We start from the raw sequence: 19,350 nt of genomic DNA on the forward strand, positions 1-19,350 counted from the left end.
CCTTCTGGTGATGGCCCGTCACGTCGCTGCGGCGCAGGGGGTGGCACGACCCTCGTACGAAGCGTCCGTGGTTTCGCCCAGGCGGCGGGTGATCATGTCCGGTGGTCTGACGGTCGGCGTCTCGGCCATGCGCCCGTTGGACGTGCTGGTCGTGCCGGGCTTCGCGCTCACGCCCGCGCTCGATCTAGACGCGGCACTGGCGGACCTGCGGCCCGAGGTGGCGGCCATTCGCTCGCAGGCAGTCTCCGGAGGCGCCGTCGTGTCGATCTGCGTCGGCGCCTTCCTCGCTGCCGAGGCCGGACTGCTCGACGGGCGCGAGGCGACGACCTCCTGGTTGTTCGCGGATCGCCTCGCCCGCCGGTACCCCGACGTGAAGGTGTGTCCGGAGCGCCTGGTCGTCACCGACCGCGGGGTGACGACCACGGCCGCCTTCAGTGCCATGTACGACTTCGCACTCCAGCTCATCCGCGAGCAGGACGGCCCCGGCGTCGCCCGAAGCACCGCGCGTGTGGCGCTCGTCGACGACGCCCGTACCACCCAGGCCCCGTACGTCGACCCGGCGCTGCTGCCCGTCGCAGGCAGCGAGTTCTCCCGTGGTGTGAAGCGGTGGCTCGACCGGAATCTGGGGTCCCGCTACGACCTCTCCACCCTCGCCGCGGCGTTTCACGTGAGCACGCGGACGATGCTCCGTCGCTTCGGCGAGGAGGCGGGCCAGAGCCCCCTCGCGTACGTGCAGTCCGCTCGGGTCCGCCGGGCCCGGCATCTGCTGGAGACGACCGACAGAACGGTCGCACGCATCGCGGCCGACCTCGGGTACACCGACGCGAGCACGTTCAGCGCCGTCTTCGCCCGGCACACGGGCCGACGACCGCGGGACTATCGCGCCATGTTCCGTCGCGCGCCCACAGAGCCGGTCGGCGACATCCCGCACGAGCCCGGCACCCGCTGACGACCCCGGAGTCCTGGCTCTGTCCCCAGGTGAAAAGCTACCTGCGGGTTGCTTTCAGGGCTTCGTGACCATGGTCTTCTCGGGCCGGCGGGGCACGGCATTGGCCTTGTCGAGATGCCCGTACACCGTTGACCGCGGCACCCCGAGCAGATCCGCGATCTGCTGCACCGTCTTCTCCCGAGCGTCGTACAGCTGCTGGGCAAGGGTCGCCTGGTCCTCGGTCAACTTCGGCCGGCGGCCGCCGACCCGGCCGCGGCCGCGCGCGGCGGCCGGCCCGTCCATCGCCCGGCCCTCCAGGGTGGCGGTGTCGATGCCCTGCTCGATCACATGCGGAACGAACCCGCGCTCCCCGCAACTCGGCGCCGAGGGTGACCAGGTGGAGGACGGACGGGAGAGCCGGCCGAGCCGGGTGATCTCCAGGGTGTTGCCGGGCCGCAGTAGCTGCAGCACGAGGTCGAGCTTAGGGCGGGATGCCTACGCGCCCCTCGCGGTGTCGACAGACTTTCGTTTCCCGACACCGAACATCGGCCTGTCGCAAGACCAGGCCAGCCGGACAGGCGGTCAGCGGTTGTTGCGATAAGCAGCCATCTATCAGGCGGAGTGGCGAAAGGTGACCGGACGTCACAGAGGGCTACTTGTCGCTTCACGGCAGCTTCGGGAGTACAGGGCCACGACTGGCTCGCGGCGCATGAACCTGGCTCCACTCTTCAGGTCTCTTCGAATCGATCACCTAAGCTGGCGCGGTGACTGATGAGCAGGAGCGGGTGCAGCCGTCGGGAGTGTGGGCCACGGCGGTGGGGGTGGCCAGGGTGCGGGCGCTGGAGAGTGAGCGGGAGAACGCGCTGTTCCGCGACCCACTGGCACAGGCCTTCGCCACCGCCGGCGGCCTGTGGCCCTCCTCGCCGCCGCTGCCCGATGACGAGGCCGCGCGCCGCCGACGGCTGGCCGTGTCGTTCTCCATCGTCATCAGGACGAAGTTCCTCGACGACCTGTTGCAGCAGGCCTCCGCGTCCGGGGTCCGGCAGGTCGTGCTGCTCGGCGCCGGTATGGACAGCCGGGCCTTCCGGATGGACTGGCCCGAGGGCACCCGGCTGTTCGAGGTTGACACCGCCGCGCCACTGGACTTCAAGGCTTCGGTGCTGCGCCAGGAGCGGGCCGTCGCACGCTGCGAGCGGATCACCGTCGCGGTGGATCTGCGTGAGGACTGGCCAGGCGCGCTGGCCGCCGCAGGGCACGACCCGGCGGTGCCGACGGTGTGGATCGCCGAAGGACTGCTGATCTATCTGCCCGAGGACGCGGTGGAGCTGCTGCTGGCCCGGATCAGCGCGCAGTCGGCGGCAGGCAGTTGGATGGGGCTGACGTTGGGCTCGCGCGGCGTGATCGAGCGCTTCGGTGCGGACGCGGTGCCGGGATCGGCGGCGTCCATGTGGGTCTCGGAGATGCCCGACGACCCGGTGGGCTGGCTGGCCGGGCACGGCTGGGAGGCCGAAAGTCACACCCTGCGCGAGCGCGCTGCCGCCTACGGCCGCCCGATCAGCACCCCGCCGCAGCGCGACGAGCGGCCCGGCGGACTGATCTCGGCGGTCCGCCGGTAGAGCACCACGCGGTTCCCTGGGTGATCGATTCCAAGAGGGGCCTGATGACTGGACCAGGTTCATCCACGGTCAGTCAGCCATGCGCGCACTGACCGCCCACAACCACTGAAGTTCGCCCGAAAACCGCCCGGCTGGATGGCGGCGTGGTCGACAGTCCATCGCCGTGAACGAAGTGCTGCCGGAGTTGGACGAGCTGCTGTTCTCCTCCGTTGCGGGTGTGTTGGTGGAGTCTGTCGAGGTGACCGACACGGTCGTGCGGGTCGGGGCGCGTACGATCGCAGGGCGGGCGGCGTGGGCACGCTCGCGGCCTGGCTCGCCGAGCGGCCCGGCATCGAGATCGTCTAATGGGATGCCGTGACCGGGCTCCCTTCTTCGCCGAGAGCGCCCCCGCGGCGCCCCACAGGCCCTCCAGGCCGCCGACCGACGGCATCCCTGGTACAACCTGGGTTAAGTCGCCGAGAAGTGCGTCTACCGGCACCGCGGCTGCTTACGCCCCACGCCGGAACAGCCGGAGCACCCCTGGAAGAGCCTGAACTGGCCGCGTCATCGCCCTGGCCCCAGGCCACCGGTTCGCCGAACGCACGCGCGCCAAGCACGCCACCACCCACGCTCTCCTCGCCGCCGGTCACAACAAGCGGTCCGTCGCCCGGCAACTCGGGATGCCCCTCGACACGATCCTGCGCTTCTCCTCCGCCACCACCCCGGAGGAGATGTTTACCGGCCAGTGGCAAGACGCTGCGACCAGGCTCGACGCCTGCAAGTGCATGCGGTGGTCATGGTCGACTTATTGGATGCTCCAGCGGTGCGGGTGGGAGGGATCTGCGGGGCAGGCGAAGATGTTGAGTTCACCCCAGCGGCCCACGGTGACCTCGGTCGGAGCGGCGTACAGGTGTGTGGGCAGGTCCTCGTCTTCCAGCGGCTTCCAGCTGCCGCTGGCGCCATCCCATTCCGAGCTGTCGATGGTCAGCAGCAGGTGCATCGGTGTCATGCAGGTCAGACAGTCCATAGGGGACGGGTCGGTGGTGTGCCAGGAGGCGAAACCGCCGACGCGCCAGCCTGGTGGGATGGACAGGTCGTACTGGTAGCCCGCCGGTGCGGCTGCATCGGCGTCCGCCGACTGCTCGGCTTCCTCCTCCTGGGCCTCTTCCCAGGCATCGATCCGGGCGCGCAGGTCCTCCGCGAGGAAGCCGGCGAACGGGTAGGTGGCCACCTGCTCCGGATGCAGCACACACGGCTCGGGCACGTACCCCTCGAAGCCGACGACCTGCGGTTGTGGCGGTGACGTCTGCACGGCGGTGACCTCCCACGAGCGGCGCCAGCGCAGGTCGAGCAGCATGCCGTAGCCGCTCGGGCCGTGCGCGTCGAAGGGGCACCAGAACACCTGGAGCAGATCGCAGTCGTCCGGCCCGGCCGGCAGATCGGGGACATCCCCGCGGTACAGCTGCGCAAGGCCGATCAGTGGCAGTGGATCGGTCGCAGCAGCCTCTTGAACGCGATGTTCCTGGTTCAGTTCCTCCAGCAACCGCCGTTCCTCGTCTGTGGGGCCCGGGTTCGATTCACGGAGCCATGCAGAAGTCAGGATCTGCCGCCGTCGGCGGATGTCCGCCGGGCGTCGGCCACGCGCATGGCTGTGAGGCTCGGTGCACACCGGCCAGGGTTCGTCCGCCGGCCACAGCAGCGGGCCGCCCACGGAACTGGCCGCTGCGTCCGGTCGGCCCGGGCGCGGATGGAGCCGGGTGGCGGTGCCTCGGTAGGTCGCCAGCTCCGGGAAGAGCGACTCGACATCGAGCGGGCGCGGCGGTGTGGTCCTCGACATGCATGTGACCTTAGACAGTCGCCAACCGCCATGATTCAGAGCCCCCAGAGGCACCGACCTCTGCACCAGCGCTGTCGGAACCCGGGTTCTGGCTCAATTTCCGTGATCGCGTAGCCGTGAGTGACACCGGCTGGGCAGGCAGCGAGGATCGACCCGAGTGCGCGGGCTGCGCGCATGTCGACCGAGCTGCTGACGAACGAGTCTCAGTCGACAAGGTCTCTCGCTAGCTGGCGAGCCCAATGGCAATCAGGGGCGGTATCAGCGCGTTGAGATACCAGGCCATGTCGCTCAGGGCTGGTGCTCCAGAGAGCCTTCGCCGGTCGATCGTCGGGATGAAGGAGCAGTGCGACCGGCCAGCATGGAAAAGTAGCTGGCCACCGGTTTCTGCAATTGAGTGATAGATGCAGACGCCGACGTCGTAGTCGATGCTGTCCGGTGAATCCAGCACGGCCAGGACCTCATCTGCCTGGTTGGCTGAAGCCGACTGCCAGTTGAACAGGTCGTCGTTGTTGACCACGTAGGAGACACCAAGCGGTTCCTGCAGCGACCACCCCTCACCGGCCAGAGCTCGCACCACGGCGTCTACGGTGACGGCACTCGCGAACACGAGATCGATGTGGGCGGTCGGTCCTGGACAGTCGAGGCTCCTGCGGTGGGGCTGGGCGATGTCGGAAGCGTTTCACGTGTTGGCATCGGTCATGGAGCGAGGAGCACTTGTTTCCTCAGGAGTGCGAAGCCGGGTCGGCCGAACATCTGGCGTTTGAGCATCTTGAATGCGGTTGACATGCCCTTCCGCGACGCCTGAGTTCCAGGGCAGCGAGAGCCCGGCGATGACCGCGGCCCGGTCTCGATCGATGCCGGCGGCGGAATGGAGACCGGGCAGGTCGTCCTGGCGGACTGCGTCGAGCCACTCGGGCAGCCGGTGGCTCTGTCGGTCGGTGAGGAAGTGGGCGAAGGCGCGGACATGTCGGGTGAGGGCTTCCTCCAGTTCGGGACAGTGGGCCAGAACGGCCTTGAGCCGGAGCTGTTCGACTTTGGAGAGGGAGTCGGGGTGGGTGGCGCAGGCCCCAGCCGGCGACGGTGCGGGGTGAGGGCGGGGGAGTGGTGCCCGGATCGGACGAGAGGCGCTTTGGTGCGGAAGTAGGTGCGAACTCGCTGGTAGCTGCCCTTGTAGCCGAGTGGCACGATCCCCCCAAGCCTTCCACGCGTTGGTGCTGCCCTGGTTCCAGCGAGCGTCCAGGTAGGGCTTGTCCGGTCGATCTCGTAACGGGATGTGGGGGCTGCTTCGTTATCTGAGGTTATGGGGCGATTGGTCTGACTGATGCCGAGCGAGAGCGGCTGAGGCCGCTCCTGCCAGTTGAGCAATGGTCGGTGCGGACAGCGGCGTGATCACCGTCAGGTGATCGGCGGGATCCTGTATCGGGCGCGGACCGGTGTGCACTGGCGTGACCTTCCGGAGCAGTACGGGCCGTGGAAGACCGTGTATGAGCGGCACCGGGCGTGGTCGGCCGACGGCACCTGGGAGCACCTGCTGCAGCAGGTCCAGGCCGCCGCCGACGTCGCCGGGCAGGTCGACTGGGGCGTGTCGGTGGCTTCCACCGTGGTGCGGGCGCATCAGCATGCCGCCCGAGCCCGGACCACGGCACCGCCTACGCTAAAGGGGGAAGTAACGCCCGAACTACAGGACGAGCCGGCGGCGTGGATCGGATAGCTCGACCTGCTGGCGGAGGTAGTGCGGCAGGCGAAGGGCTCGGCCGTTCCCGCGGCGGCTTCATCTCGCAGATTCCAAACCGTGCTGGACAAGATCCGAGTACCGCGGCCAGTCGGGTGGTCCCGCATCAAGCCGGACAGCATCGCCGCCGACAAGGCCTACAGCAACGGTCAAATCCGCCGCTACGTGCGCCAGCGCGGGATCCGGCACACCATTCCGGAGAAGGCCGACAGCCGCGCGGCCCGCCTGCGTAAAGGATCACGCGGCGGACGGCCTCCCGGGTTCGATCCGCAGTGCTATGCCTAGCGCGACACCATCGAACGAGCGATCAACAAGCTGAAGCAGTTCCGTGCCGTCGCGACTCGCTATGACAAACGCAGCTATGTCTTCCTCGGCGCTGTCACTCTTGTGGCCCTCGTCATCTGGTTCCGCACATGATCGGCCGGACGAGTTCAAGCCGGGCCGTCCCGCCGCCGGTCGCCGTCGGTCCTCGCCGGTAGCGTACTGCGGGTGACGGTTGAGGATTGCGAGCGCGTTCAGACCTCCTGGTTCCGGGCGCAGGCAGAGGTGCTCGGCGGCCAGTCATGGGAAGACGGCGCGCTGACCTGGACGGACAGTCCCGAGGGCTTGAACCTGATGTTCCCCAGCGAGCTCAATACAGCGGCGGTGCGGCGCGGAGTCCAGCAGGCGCTGGATCGCGGACGGTCGTCCGTCGGGGTCTGGCTCAATGCATGCGTCGATGCGTCGGTACTGCGGGAATGCGGCTTCGAGCGCGGCTGGACGATTCGGTGGATGACAGCGCCGCTCGCTGCGGTCGCAGCCGGCGAAGGTGACCGGGATGGCCGCATCGAGCTCCAGACCGACACCCTCGACTACGACGGCGAATACTCCGAGTACCGCGACCTGCTGAAGTTGGCTCGTCAAGAGCCGCAGGTGGCCTGGTACGCGGCCGCATATACCCAACCCGGGTCGTCTTTCCGGTCGTTCGCAGGGCGGGCGTGGTCGTACTACGACGGTGGCCCGCACGGCACTGCCGGGGTGTTCGACATGGAGGTCTGGCCGCGGTTCCGCCGTCGTGGACTAGGAACCGGCCTGCTGCGGACCGTGTGTTCCGCCGCGCGGGAAGCCGGGGCGTGGCAGGTCATGCTGAATGCGACGGACGAGGGCAGCCTGCTCTACCGCACCTGCGGGTTCACACCAATCGGTGAAGGCATCACCTGGTGGCTCCACCTGCGGTAACTCAACCGACATCGGTCCGGTCGAAGCATTTCCAGGAGGCCCGGGCACAGGTCACCAATCGGGCACTGTGCCGCGACGTCAGACTTGATCGACCGGACAAGCCCTACTAGTCGAAGACGGACGAAGGCTCGCGCGAGGCCCGCCCTTTGACCGCAACTCAACAGCGCACTGACCGGCAAGGGGAGGGGCGATCAGTGCGCGGCCGGGTCCGCGCTCCAGAGTTGCAAGGAGAGCTTGCAAATATCCCTTGCAAGTAGCCTTTGCAACTCGTAGCCTCTCGGCATGGCCGAACAACCGCCTGCTCAAGAGATCACCGATGTCGAGGCGCTGCGCGCCTTCGCGCACCCGATGCGGCAGAAGATCGAGCGATGCCTTCGCCGGGGACCGGCCAACTCCGCCGCGCTGGCACGCGAGTTGGGCGAGAGCACCGGACTGGTCAGCTACCACCTGCGGCAGCTGGCCAAGCATGGCCTCGTCGAGGAGGTCCCGGAGCTGGCGAAGGGGCGGGAGCGGTGGTGGCGGGCGATGCCGGGGGACCGGCGGTTCCCGCCGTACAGTCGGCAGACGCCGGAGATGCGCGAGGCACTGACCGAGATGCATCGGCTCAACCTCGCCGAACTGGTCGACTCCGCCCGGCGGTTCGAGGAGGCGCGCGACGCGCTGGGGCCCTGGGCCGACGCGGCGCTCTTCTCCCGCGCCACGCTCCGGGTCGACCCCGCCCAACTCCGCGCGTTCTTCGAGGAGTACATCGCGCTCCTATACCGGTACTCGGCCCAGGAACCACGGAACGCGTCCGAGGCGCGGACCGTGCTCGTCCGGCTGCTCGGAATTCCCGAGACCGGCTGACCGCGCGCAAGCCAACCGACGACGAAGGGGAACGCACTCCGTGCTGCTCTCGGCTACGTCCGCATCACCGATACGCGCCGTACTGGCCTTCTTATCCGGGGCATTGGCCGGCATCCTCCTCCTGCTGGCCGCGCCAACGGCGTATGCCCGTGAGGACGGGCTGGTCCGCCAGGACGTCACCTTCCGGGGTGGCCATGGGCTCGTCCTGCACGGCACCGTCCTCAGGAAGGACGGAGCATCCGGCCCGGAACCCGGGATCGTACTCGTCGGCGGCTCGGGTTCCGGGCCCCGGGTGGAGTACCAGCAGGAGGCCGCGGCGTTCGCCCGGGCCGGGATCACCACGCTGGTCTACGACAAGCGGACCGTCGGATACTCCTTCCTCCACCGAGACTTCGGCCTGCTGGCCGATGACGCGCTTGCCGGAGTGCGGTTGTTGCAGTCCAGGACCGGGGTGAACCCACGCCAGGTCGGGCTGTGGGGGTTCAGCGAGGGGGGCTGGGTGGCACCGCTGGCCGCATCGCGTTCGGGCGACGTCGCGTTCGTCGTCACCATCGGCGGCTCCGGCTACGACCCGCTGCGTACCGGGGCCTGGAGCCTCACCACGCATCTGCAACACCAAGGCGTCGGCGGACCGTTCCGTCGCGTCGTGGCCGGTCCGGCCGCCCAATTCGTAGGCTCGACCGGTCTGTTCTCCGAGGCCGGCTACGACCCCCTGCCGGCGCTGGAGCAACTCCACCGAACGCCGGTACTGGCGCTGTGGGGCGAGTACGACACGCAGGTGCCGCCCCGGGAGAGCGCACGGATCTTCCGAGAGGCCCTGGCCCGTGCGGGCAACCGGCACGCAGTCATCGGCTTCGTCGCCGACGGCGCACACAACGGGCACCGCACGTCGGACGGGTTCGACCGGATCGGCGGCCCAGTCTTCCACGGCAAGAAGCTGGGGGAGCTGGCTCCGCGCTATGCGCAGACCATGACCTCATGGGTCCGGTCCGTCGCCGCCGGCCACCCGCCGGCATCGAGCGCCGCCCCCGCACCCGGGCAGGCACTCGCCACCACCCCAGAACCGGGCCACGTCTGGTATGCCTGGCTCGCCCCGGCACTTCTCCTCCTCGGCTTCGCCGCCTATCCGGTGAGTGCCCTCCTGCGCCGGGGCCCGGTCCTGCGCCCGGTACGGTGGTTGGCCGGGTTCGGTCTACTGGCGGTTGTGGCGACGGTGGACTGTCCGCTCGCCGTCTATGTGGTGGGCAACGACGCGGCGGGGCCCGTTGTGTGGGGCCGTCCAGCCTTGTGGCTGGCGGTACAGGGGCTTGCCGTCGCGGTGGTGGTGTCGGCCTGTGCCTCGGCGGCTGCACTGTGGCGCCGGCGGCTGACATCGAGCTGGGCGGTCTGGCTGCGGCTGGCGCCGGTCGGGCTGGCCGCGATCGGGTTCGTGCCGTGGGCGGTGTGGTGGGGTGTTGCCGCGTGACGACCAGCCCCTGATCCGCAGCGAAGGTGGTTCCGGAGCCCCGTAGCTCGGCTTCTGAGCTGTCTGGTGCGGGGCACGCAGGCAAGGTCCTGGCTCGTAAGCCAATACCTACAGACGGGGCCGGGAACGGCATTTGACGATCCGCGGCTGGCCTTGGAGGCCGTTTATTTTGGTGCAGCACGAGGAGAGTGGCTGTCACAGTGATCGACATGGAGGACCTCCCTGCCGACACCGCGCTCATCTTTGACCAAGACGAGGACCTGAGTGTTTTCGAGTCCTTCGTGCATGCCACGAACTACCTTGAGGCAATTGACGTGTCGGAGGGTGAGTACACGGCGGCGTACTCGCCGGATGGTGGCGTGTTGGCACTGACTGCTCCCGAAGGCTGGGAAGGCCTGGTCGTTTTGACCAGGACCAACAGAATTGACCTGGTCGATCTGGAGCGGAGAGTGGCCCGCTACTGGCAACGTCACCAGATAGGCAAGCCCGCACAGGGCCTCCGAGAGACGGCTCGCTTCTTGATCGACAGGGACCATCAGCCCCGGGCGGGATGGCTGAGCCGAGTCACCGGCCTCCTGAGACGCAACGGCCGCGAAGATGAGCCGACGTTGCCGCCTCAGGATCACTGCACCGACCAAGGTGGCGATAGCCGATGAGGACAGCGGATGTGCCGACGAAGTCGAGGGAGTGCTCAGCCTTGCGTTCGTAGCGGCGGCCCAGTCAGCGGCCGCCTTTTGTCGCCCTCATACTGACGTTGTCGATTGCGTACCGAGACCAGCCCAGCTCACCGAGGGCACCGAGCTCGTCGAGAATGACCCCGTGGAGCCTGGCCCAGACCGTCTCGGCTCCAGTGGGCGAAACGCCGGTAGACCGTGGGCCAGGCTGACCCGAACACCGGCGGCAGTTGGCGCCAGGTGCAGTCCGAGGTGGCTGCGAAGATGATCGCCGCCAAAAGACGCGACGTCTTGCTCGTTCGTCGCTGAGGTCACTGCCCGTCAGGTCTGCCGAAGGTAAGTCTCCACGCCGCCATCGAACGATCCCAATGTTCCCTGTACGTCCATTATTGTGCCTTTTGGTGCATTTCTCGGCGGAATGGGATGGAGTTGAGGCCGTGGCGTTCGCGGAGTCGGCGGGCGGTGGTGAGCCGATGTCCTCTCCCGAGCCGGCCCCGGAGTCCGGGCGACGGTCCTGGGCACCGCTGCTGGCGGTGTGCGCCGGGTATTTCATGGTGATCCTGGATGTGACCGCCATCAACGTCGCCGTGCCGGTGATCGGCCGGGAACTGTCGGCCTCGCTCACCGGCATTCAGTGGATCACCGACGGGTACACCCTGGTCTTCGCCGGATTCCTCCTGACCGGTGGCGCGCTGGGTGACCGGCTGGGGAGCCGTCGGGTGTTCTGCTGGGGAGTGGCGGTGTTCGTGCTGTCCTCGGCTGCGTGCGCGCTTGCGGCGAGTGCCCCGTCGCTGGTCGCGGCCCGGCTGATGGAGGGGCTCGGTGCGGCTCTGATCGTGCCTGGTTCCCTCGCCCTGCTCCAGCAGGCATACCCGGTGCCGGCCGCACGCTCGCGGGCTTTCGGGTTGTGGGGTTCGATGGCGGGCATCGCGGCCGCCATCGGTCCGCTGCTGGGTGGGCTGCTCGTCTCCACGGTGGGCTGGAGATGGGTGTTCCTCATCAACCTGCCTGTCGGTGCGGCCTGCTTGGTGCTGACACTTCGGCATGTGGCACGCTCACCGAAGCGCGCCGGCCGGGCCCTGGACTGGCCCGCGCAGTGCACGGTGGTGGCGGCGGTGGCACTGCTGACCGCGGCGCTCAACGAGGCCGGACGGCGAGGCTGGTCCGATCCGGCTGTTCTGGCCGGGGTGGGCCTGGCGGCGCTTTCCGCCGTGGCGTTCGCGGTGCGCGAGCGTCTGGCACGCTCTCCTGTCCTTCCGCCGAACCTGCTGCGTTCACGCGCGATGAGCGGTGGAGCCGTCATCGGCCTGCTGTTCAACTTCGGCTTCTACGGCATGATCTTCACCGCCAGTCTGGAATTCCAGCACCAGCGCGGCTTCAGCGCCCTCGGGACCGGGCTGGCCCTGTTCCCGGCGGTGGCGATGACCATGTTCGCCTCCGTGCTGTCCGGACGGCTGACCCGCTACACCGGCGACCGTCCGCTGGTGTTCTCCGGCATGCTCCTGGCCGCCCTGGGCCTGGCCGGCTGGGCCGCGGCGGGAGCGGACCCCGCCTACCCGCTGCTGGTGGCCCCGATGATGGCCGCGGGATTCGGTACCTCCTTCGCCCTCACCGGTTCAACCGCCACCGTGATGGGTGCCGCACCTCCGGAGTACTCGGGCGCCGCCTCCGCCCTGTTCAACACCACCCGCCAGATCGGCAGCGCCACCGGTGTCGCGCTCGGCGGCAGCCTCCTTGCCACAGCCGGCGGCTACGGCACCGGGCTGCGCACCAGCATGGCCGTCAGCGCGCTCGCCTACCTGGCTGCTGCAGGCCTCGCCTTGCTGTGCGTGCCCGCAATGCCGAAAAAGACCTAGGACGTTTTGAGGCCGTCGGGCAGGCCAGGCAGCCTGCGATGCGCCGATCAGGAGGCCGGATGCGGTATCCGGCCCGGTTGATTCCCCGCCCGTGGCGGCGGGCCCGGCCCTGCGGGTTCACAGCGTGCGGACACCGCGATGAGCACGCGCGGGTCGTCGGAGCCGTAGGCGTACGCCGCCCCACGTTTCTTGGGCTGTCGCAGGCGGAGGTACCGCACTCTCCGGCCTCGGCGAGCGGAACCATAGGGGATCCGCAATTCTGCAAGGGCGCCACTGGCGTCCGTGACATGAACGATGTGCACCATGTTCTCGTCGTGAGCGGCGCGTTGTCCGGCACGGCAGTGAGGCACCGTTGGCCGTGATGACTGAGGAGGGCGTGGTGGCGAATACGCGGCGCGTGGCCATGACTCCAGCTGTGACCGGATCGGTCCGCACCCGGACCCGATGGGGCCTGTCGTCATTCCGGCCCCGCCGGTCAGGCTAGGGAGCATGAACCGAGCACTGATCGTCATCGACGTCCAGGAATCCTTCCGCGCGCACCCGCTGTGGCAGACCATCTCCAACCCGAAGATCGCCGACCAGGTGGACCGACTGGTCCGGCTCGCCCGCCGGGCCGGGGACCTGGTCGTGTGGGTGCTGCATTCCGAGCCCGGCAGTGGCGATGTCTTCGACCCGGCCCTCGGCCATGTCCGGCTGATGGAGGAGTTGCAGCGGCGGGACACGGAACCGCTGGTCCACAAGACCTCGCACAACGCCTTCACCACCACCAATCTGCAGCAACTCCTCACCGAGCGCGGCATCCACGAACTCACCGTCTGCGGCATCCGAACCGAGCAGTGCGTCGAGACCACCACCCGCGTCGCAAGCGACTTCGGGTACCAGGTCACGTTCGTCGTCGACGCCACCGCGACCAACCCCATCCCGCACCGCGACGCCCACGCCGACCAGAGCATCGCCGAACTGCTGTCGGACCCCCGTACCCTGAGCGCCGAGGAGATCATCAGGCGCACCGAGTACGCCCTGGCCGGACGCTTCGCCACCATCACCACCGTCGGGCAACTGGAGGCCGCGGCCGAGCCTGGGGCATGATGACCAGATCGTGAGCCACATCGCCTTTCTCCTGGTGCCCGGACTCCACCTGCTGGACCTGGCAGGCCCCGCGCAGGTCTTCTCCACGGCCTCCGACTTCGGGCACCCCTACACACTCAGCTACATCGCAGAACAGCCGCTGGTCCCCACCGCTCAGGGCCTGCCACTGGTGGCCCGGCTCGACTGGCCCGAGCTCGGACCCGAGGACTTGATCGTGGTGCCCGGCTGGCGGGCGTTCACCCTGGCCGACAGCCCCGCCGTCGGCGCGGCCGGCCTGCGCTCTCTCCACGACCACCACGCCAGGGGCGGGACCGTCGCCAGCGTCTGTGCGGGGGCCGAGGTGCTCGGCAGAGCAGGCCTGCTCGACGGCCGCCGCTGCACCACCCACCACGATGTGCAGGACGAGCTCGCACGCCGCTACCCCAGGGCGACGGTCGTCCGTGATGTGCTGTACACCGCCGACGACCGAGTGGTCACCTCGGCCGGCATCGCCAGCGGCATCGACCTGGCCCTGCACCTGATCGCCACCCGGCACGGCTCCGCCGTTGCCGCACAGGTGGCCCGGGACATGGTCGTCTACGCTCGGCGCAACGGCCATGAATCCCAGGCCAGCGCGATGCTCAGGTACCGATCCCACCTTGACGACACCGTGCACCACGCCCAGGACCTGCTCGACGCCCGTTTCGACCGACCGATGCCACTGTCCGCCCTGGCCGCGACCGTGGGCGTGAGCGAACGTACCCTCACCCGTCTCTTCACCCGTGCCACCGGCGGCCTCACCCCACTGCGTTATCAGCAAACCCTCCGTCTCGAACGCGCCGAACACCTCATCAGCCACGGCACCACGGTCGATGCCGCCGCCCGCGCGGTCGGCTTCGGCGACGCCCGCATGCTGCGTCGCCTGCGAGCTCGCGAGCACTGACGAGCAGCACAGTGCACAGCACTGAGCCTCCGCCAACTTGAAATCACAGGTCAAAGAGCGGGTGTGACCGGTTCTCGGGGTGCTCATGCTGGTCGTGGGCGACAGTCCGCGGAGTAGATCATCCGTCAGCGGTTGACTTCGAGGTTCGTCAGAACAAGCAGGGCGCGCAGGAGGTGGGTGGCGCGGGCGGGGTCGGTGCGGAGTTTGGTGAGGGTCCGCCAGATACCTCACGTTGCCAAGGTGTCAAGCTGCGGTGGCGAGTTCGGTGGGGAACGCGATTTGCTCATCGAACAACTCGCGCTTTTGCAGGCAGTGGTAGAGCTGGCCGAGCAAGCGGTTGGACAGGTTCCTGCGGGCTGCGGCGTTCCAGTCTCCGTGCTCGTCGCGACGGCGACGATAGTGGGCTTTGGCACCTGGTGATCCGTTCGGCGCGGCGAAGGCCCAGAGGTATCCGGCGTGGTTGAGCCGGTCGTTCTTCACCCAGCGGCGGGTGATGCTCGACTTCTTGCCGGAGGCGCGGGTGATCGGTGAGGAGCCGGCGTATGCCTTCAGGCCGCGGGCGTCAGCGAAGCGGGTGCGGTCGTCGCCGATTTCGGCGAGGATCCGGGCGGCGAGCTGGACGCCGAGGCCGGGGAAGCTTGTCAGGATCTCGGCGTCGGGGTGCTGAGGGAACGCTTCTTCCACCGCCTCGGCGAGCTGGTCGGCGGCAGTGCAAGCGGCGTCGAGCTGCATGAGGAGGGCGAGCATCTGCTTGCCGAGGGCGTCCTCGACGAGCGGTGGCTGGTGGGCCCACTTGGCGCGGAAGATGTTACGGAGGCGATCGGCCTCGGCTTCGATGCCGCGCTGGCGGCCGGCACGCTTGAGGGCCGCCTGCACCTGGGCGCGGGTCAGTTGCGCTGCCTGCGTCGAGGTCGGGGCGATCTTGAGGAGCTCACGGGTCTCGGGTCGGCACAGGCCGTTGGTCCAGGTGGCGAACGCGTTCAGGGCGGCCGGGTAGTACTCGCGTAGCAGGGGACGGAGCTGGTTGGCGAGCTGTTGCCGGTTCCACAAGGCGTCCTGCTGAGCGCGTGCGAGGACGGAGATCGCCCGCCCGAGATCGGAGTCGTCGGGCAGCGGCTGGTGGGCGTGCATGTCGGTGCGCAGGATGTTCGCCAGGACCAGGGCGTCGCCGGGATCGGACTTCTTGCGCGAGACGCTGTGCCGGTCGCGGTAGCGGGCGGCGGCCAGCGGGTTGATCGCGTACACCTTCCGCTTGCCGGTCCGCAGCACGGCGACCAGCAGGCCGCGGGAGGTCTCGATAGCGACTGGGATCGGCGTCGCCTCGGTGTCGCCGTGCTCGGCGAGCAGCTCCAGCAGGACCTTGTAGCCGACGGCGTCGTCGGTTATGTGCCGCTTGGCCACTAACCTGCCGGTGTCGTCGACCAGGGCCACGTCGTGGGTGCGTTCGGCCCAGTCGATTCCACAGTAGATCAAGGCAGTTCCTTCCTGATGTGCTGATGTTTGCGCTGGTCACGAGCGCATGCGGGCCACGCGTCGCACTAATCCCAGGCATCAACCGCTGCGCGGCGTGCCGCCACCTCACGAGCCGTTCGTGGCACCAGCACATCCCACGGGCCTCGGTCTGCGTAGGAGCTCGAATGGCTCGGGCGTATCAAGAGGTCACCGCGGAATCGGCTCGCACCACCAACACCAACGAGTGGTCCAGGGGTGTTGACACTCGCGGGTGCTGGATGCTGCCGGTCTGGCGGAAGGCGTCAAGGCCCGTTCTTGAGAAGGCATGCATCCAGCACCCGATTCGAACACCTTGGGAACTGCAGAGCTCCCGCCGAGTGCTCTTGGAAAGGGATTAGTTCTTGAGATGGGCGAAGCCGTGTTCTACCGGTGCGCGTTCGGTGGCGAGGATTCGGTTGGCGGTCTTCTGGCCGGGGGTGAGCTTGTGGGCGCGGCTGGCGTGGAAGCCGGTGACGATCACGGGGTCGCGTACGTCGTTGTCCAGGCCGCGGAAGCCGAGGTCCGCCAGTGCGCCGAGACCGGCGGCGCGCAGGTGGGCCAGAATGTGGTCGTGGCGGGCGGCGGTGTTGTCGTGGGTGCGGCCGGGCCGGGCGGCGGATAGCCAGATCAGGCGGCCTTTCTCGTCGGTCAGGGCGAGGAAGTGCAGGCCGTGATGGCGGTGTTTGGCGGAGTAGTTTCGTCGGTCGGCCTTTCCTGCGCGGCGCTGGGTGGGGATGAGGGTGCCGTCGATCAGGACCACCTCCCCGCTCTGCTTGGCCACCTTCTTCAGGGCGCGGTCCAGGCGCGGAGCCTGCGCGGCGAGGAGGGCGATCAGCTCGTCGCGCCAGCGGCGGACGGTGGACTCGGACACATTGTTGCCGCCGGCCATGTCGGCCAGGCGCTGGTCGTGGCGCAGCACGGCCAAGACGATCACCGTGATCCTCCCGGGCGGCAGGATCCGGCACCTGGACCGAATCGCCTTCAGGTGGCCGCAGTAGATCGGCGAGGTACTTGACGGTGCTCGTGGACAGCGGCAGAGGGCACTGGTAATCAAGAGGCCAGGTATCCTCGGCGCGTTCTTTGGATCGCGACACACAGTTCCAACGCCCGCCGGGGGCACCCCGTTTACGCCACCACCCCATCAAGCGCTGGCGCCCCTGGTCACAGGCAGGTGGTAAACCGGCCGTCGGGTAGTTTGCGCAGCCAGCCGCGGTCGACGAGCCTGACCAGTCTCCCGCGCAGCGGTCCCAGCTTGGCCCGCACGCTGACGTCGATTCCCAGCCCGTCACCGACCTGCCGGGCCATGACCGGTCCGGCGGCCTGCCGCACGGCGGCGAGAATGCGCTGGTAGTCCGGCGGGAGTGTGCTCTCCTCCACGCCTGACGTGCGGAGCGGGATCAGCGTCACCGCACGGCCGCCCACCTGCCCGGGCGCCGGCGTGACCGATGCTCATTCGTTGGCGAGCTGTTCGCTCACCCGTTCAAGGACGCGTTCGGCGACGGCGAGTCCGTTCCGCTCGGCCCGTACCTCCGCCAACTAGGGCGTCCCGTCGCGCTGTGCCTCGCTCCCACATGCTGCGCGCCACTGGTTCCAGCGCCTGGCCCTGGCTGGTCAGAATGTAGCGGACGCGCGGAGGCCAGTCCGGGGTGCGGTGACGCTCGATGACGCCCGCACTGGTCAACTGGGTCGGCCTGGCCGAGAGAGCGGGCAGGGCGGCGGACAGTTCGGAGTATGTGGTCTGACCGCGGCGTAGGAACTCGCGGACTACCAGCGGCGTTCACCGACCACCCAGCGCGGCGAGGGTGATGTCAACAGGGCACCGCGGTTCGTGGCCAGGCGGAACGAGGGCGCTGTCCGGGCAGTCCGCCAGCGGGCCGTCCTGATCACCCGTCGGTGCGTGTCCAACGGTTTGGTGCGTCACGAAAACCGTGAGCCGTCGGTCGGTCGATGGGCGGGGCGGATCAGTTGCGCGTGCCGGCCGGTGGGCCGACGACGGTGGTGAGCTGGAGTTTGGTCTCGTCCTCGCTGCCCGGCGCGGCGGTCATGATGACAATCTTGAGCTCCGTGTCGCCGTCGGTCAGGACATCGCAGTCCACCGTGACCGGGCCCACCGACGGGTGATCGACCGTCTTGTGGACCTCGCGGTTCGCGGTCACCTCTCCCGTCGCCCACAGCTCGGCGAACCTCTCGTTGCCTGCGTTCAGGTCGCGGACCAGCGCGGCCAGGCGGGTGTCCCGGGGGAAGCGGCCGGTGGCGCGGCGCAGATCGGAGACGAGGGCGGCGTCGGCGGTGTCGGGGTCCGTCTCGGTGACCGGCCACAGCGCGAGGGGGGTGTGATCGACGTCCACCGGGAACCTGTCGCGGGCGAAGTTGCGCATCCGCGGCGGCAAGGCCAAGGGGTCTCCCAGCAGGGCGGCCCATCCGTGGTTCCACCACACCAGTTGCCAGTCCGCCGCGAACACGGCCACCGGTACGTCTCCGAGCCGGACGAGTACCCGTTGCATACCGGGCGGGAGATGGTCGCAGATCGTGCCGTCCGCCGGCGGCACGATCTGGGCCAGCCGGTAGAGGTGGTCCCGCTCGGCGGTGGACAGTTGGAGCGCGCGCGCCAGGGACGCCACCACCGACGCCGAGGGTGTCGTGGCCCGCCCCTGCTCCAGGCGCACGACGTAGTCGACCGACACTCCGGCCAGGTCGGCCAGTTCCTCGCGCCGCAGCCCGACAGCCCGGCGCTTGCGGGCGACCGGCAGCCCAGCGGCTGACGGGGGCAGCCGGTTCCGCCACGTGCGGATCGTCGCGCCCAGTCCAGCTCCGGGGGGTGTCGTCGTCATGCTCTCCATCCTCCCGCGTCCCCGATCACATGCGGGGGCGCGAGGGTGGTACTGGTCTTCCCACCGTCGAAGCGTCCCTGGTCCGGCTCCCTCGTCAAGGCAACTATCGAAGGCATGACGATCACTTTCATCACCGGAGCCAACAAGGGCATCGGCCGCGAGACCGCCCGCCGCCTCATCGCCTGCGGTCACACCGTTCTCCTGGGAGCCCGCGACCGTGAGCGGGGTGAGGAGGCAGCCGCCGCGCTGGGCGCACGCTTCGTCCCCGTCGACGTGACCGACGACGCGTCCGTGGCCGCCGCCGCCGCGGACGTCGCCGAGCACGAGGGCAGGATCGATGTCCTGATCAACAACGCGGGGGTCCAGGGTCCCTTCGGTGATCCCGGCGACCTCACCGCCGCCGACGCCCGCGCCGTCCTCGACGTCAACGTCATCGGCGTGGTCCGCACCACCACCGCGTTCCTGCCGCTGCTGCGCCGTTCGGACGACCCCGTGATCATCAACGTCAGCAGCGGCATGGGCTCCCTCGCCTTCACCCACGACCCCGGCCGGTCCGAGTCGCACGTCGTCGTGCCGCTGTACGCCTCCTCGAAGGCGGCGCTGACGATGTTGACCACGCAGTACGCCAAAGGGCTCAAGGGCATTCGCGTCAACGCCGCCGACCCCGGCTACACCGCGACCGACATAAACGGTCACAGCGGCTCCCAGACCGTCACCGAGGGCACGGACGCGATCGTCGCCCTCGCCACCGAGGGGCCCGGTGCCGGCACCGGACGCTTCATCGACCGCCATGGCGAGATCGCCTGGTCCTGAGACCGGCGGTGCCGGGTCACCGGCCCTGAAGAACAGAACGGGCAGAACATCGA

The 19,350-nt window shown here is 68.8% G+C and carries 18 protein-coding genes and 2 pseudogenes; 11 read left to right on the forward strand and 9 right to left on the reverse strand.

The features are described from left to right. Window positions 1-67: 67 nt before the first annotated feature. Entirely contained in the window at window positions 68-949 is an 882-nt protein-coding gene (locus EDD90_RS51405; protein ID WP_260328606.1) for a GlxA family transcriptional regulator, read from the forward strand. A gap of 54 nt (window positions 950-1,003) precedes the next feature. On the opposite strand, the gene EDD90_RS51410 is transcribed toward EDD90_RS51405, so the two are convergent. After that, the gene (locus tag EDD90_RS51410) at window positions 1,004-1,399 is read right to left on the reverse strand and encodes a recombinase family protein (protein WP_260328607.1); all 396 of its coding nucleotides are present in this window, start codon (window positions 1,397-1,399) and stop codon (window positions 1,004-1,006) included. Window positions 1,400-1,728: 329 nt separating this feature from the next. On the opposite strand from EDD90_RS51410, the gene EDD90_RS51415 reads away from it, so the two are divergent. Continuing rightward, on the forward strand, window positions 1,729-2,544 hold the full coding sequence (locus tag EDD90_RS51415) for a class I SAM-dependent methyltransferase (RefSeq protein ID WP_185149686.1): 816 nt from the start codon (window positions 1,729-1,731) through the stop codon (window positions 2,542-2,544). Between the two features lie 784 nt (window positions 2,545-3,328). Here EDD90_RS51415 and EDD90_RS51420 read toward each other — a convergent pair. Next, window positions 3,329-4,360: a hypothetical protein gene (locus EDD90_RS51420; protein WP_123980213.1), complete on the reverse strand. Its 1,032-nt coding sequence runs from the start codon at window positions 4,358-4,360 to the stop codon at window positions 3,329-3,331. 223 nt (window positions 4,361-4,583) lie between these two features. After that, window positions 4,584-4,937, reverse strand: coding sequence for a hypothetical protein (locus tag EDD90_RS51425; protein ID WP_123980215.1), 354 nt, complete (start codon window positions 4,935-4,937; stop codon window positions 4,584-4,586). A 731-nt stretch (window positions 4,938-5,668) separates the two neighbouring features. On the opposite strand from EDD90_RS51425, the pseudogene EDD90_RS56545 reads away from it, so the two are divergent. The 5 genes and pseudogenes from EDD90_RS56545 to EDD90_RS51465 all read left to right on the forward strand — a co-directional run bounded on the left by EDD90_RS56545 (window position 5,669) and on the right by EDD90_RS51465 (window position 10,277). Next, window positions 5,669-6,509: pseudogene (locus EDD90_RS56545) on the forward strand (IS5 family transposase). A gap of 72 nt (window positions 6,510-6,581) precedes the next feature. Next, window positions 6,582-7,310, forward strand: a complete 729-nt coding sequence (locus tag EDD90_RS51450; protein ID WP_123980223.1) for an N-acetyltransferase — start codon at window positions 6,582-6,584, stop codon at window positions 7,308-7,310. A gap of 282 nt (window positions 7,311-7,592) precedes the next feature. Beyond that, on the forward strand, window positions 7,593-8,156 hold the full coding sequence (locus tag EDD90_RS51455; protein ID WP_123980225.1) for a helix-turn-helix transcriptional regulator: 564 nt from the start codon (window positions 7,593-7,595) through the stop codon (window positions 8,154-8,156). A 103-nt stretch (window positions 8,157-8,259) separates the two neighbouring features. Continuing rightward, entirely contained in the window at window positions 8,260-9,621 is a 1,362-nt protein-coding gene (locus EDD90_RS51460) for a S9 family peptidase (RefSeq protein ID WP_260328608.1), read from the forward strand. 200 nt (window positions 9,622-9,821) lie between these two features. Then, window positions 9,822-10,277, forward strand: coding sequence for a hypothetical protein (locus EDD90_RS51465; protein WP_123980230.1), 456 nt, complete (start codon window positions 9,822-9,824; stop codon window positions 10,275-10,277). Between the two features lie 73 nt (window positions 10,278-10,350). On the opposite strand, the pseudogene EDD90_RS51470 reads toward EDD90_RS51465, so the two are convergent. Then, window positions 10,351-10,576: pseudogene (locus EDD90_RS51470) on the reverse strand (transposase); the annotation flags it as partial. A gap of 156 nt (window positions 10,577-10,732) precedes the next feature. On the opposite strand from EDD90_RS51470, the gene EDD90_RS51475 reads away from it, so the two are divergent. The 3 genes from EDD90_RS51475 to EDD90_RS51485 all read left to right on the forward strand — a co-directional run bounded on the left by EDD90_RS51475 (window position 10,733) and on the right by EDD90_RS51485 (window position 14,162). After that, window positions 10,733-12,151, forward strand: a complete 1,419-nt coding sequence (locus EDD90_RS51475; protein WP_260328609.1) for an MFS transporter — start codon at window positions 10,733-10,735, stop codon at window positions 12,149-12,151. Between the two features lie 489 nt (window positions 12,152-12,640). After that, window positions 12,641-13,240: an isochorismatase family protein gene (locus EDD90_RS51480; RefSeq protein WP_123980234.1), complete on the forward strand. Its 600-nt coding sequence runs from the start codon at window positions 12,641-12,643 to the stop codon at window positions 13,238-13,240. Window positions 13,241-13,250: 10 nt separating this feature from the next. Further along, window positions 13,251-14,162, forward strand: coding sequence for a GlxA family transcriptional regulator (locus tag EDD90_RS51485; protein WP_123980236.1), 912 nt, complete (start codon window positions 13,251-13,253; stop codon window positions 14,160-14,162). A 243-nt stretch (window positions 14,163-14,405) separates the two neighbouring features. Here EDD90_RS51485 and EDD90_RS51495 read toward each other — a convergent pair whose 3' ends face one another. The 5 genes from EDD90_RS51495 to EDD90_RS51515 form a co-directional block, all read right to left on the reverse strand. Then, window positions 14,406-15,635, reverse strand: a complete 1,230-nt coding sequence (locus EDD90_RS51495) for an IS110 family transposase (protein ID WP_123980238.1) — start codon at window positions 15,633-15,635, stop codon at window positions 14,406-14,408. 373 nt (window positions 15,636-16,008) lie between these two features. Then, on the reverse strand, window positions 16,009-16,587 hold the full coding sequence (locus EDD90_RS51500; protein ID WP_260328610.1) for a transposase family protein: 579 nt from the start codon (window positions 16,585-16,587) through the stop codon (window positions 16,009-16,011). 227 nt (window positions 16,588-16,814) lie between these two features. After that, window positions 16,815-17,060, reverse strand: a complete 246-nt coding sequence (locus EDD90_RS51505; RefSeq protein WP_260328611.1) for a hypothetical protein — start codon at window positions 17,058-17,060, stop codon at window positions 16,815-16,817. Between the two features lie 73 nt (window positions 17,061-17,133). Next, window positions 17,134-17,424 (reverse strand): winged helix-turn-helix transcriptional regulator, encoded by a 291-nt coding sequence (locus EDD90_RS59295; RefSeq protein ID WP_123982523.1) that lies wholly within the window; start codon window positions 17,422-17,424, stop codon window positions 17,134-17,136. 190 nt (window positions 17,425-17,614) lie between these two features. Then, window positions 17,615-18,493 carry a helix-turn-helix transcriptional regulator gene (locus EDD90_RS51515; protein WP_123980242.1) on the reverse strand — a complete coding sequence of 293 codons (879 nt, stop codon included), beginning with the start codon at window positions 18,491-18,493 and terminating at the stop codon, window positions 17,615-17,617. Between the two features lie 105 nt (window positions 18,494-18,598). On the opposite strand from EDD90_RS51515, the gene EDD90_RS51520 reads away from it, so the two are divergent. Further along, on the forward strand, window positions 18,599-19,297 hold the full coding sequence (locus tag EDD90_RS51520; protein WP_046426084.1) for an SDR family NAD(P)-dependent oxidoreductase: 699 nt from the start codon (window positions 18,599-18,601) through the stop codon (window positions 19,295-19,297). Window positions 19,298-19,350 lie beyond the last annotated feature (53 nt).

It is taken from the genome of Streptomyces sp. Ag109_O5-1, assembly GCF_003814875.1.
Classification (GTDB): Bacteria; Actinomycetota; Actinomycetes; order Streptomycetales; family Streptomycetaceae; genus Streptomyces; species Streptomyces sasae.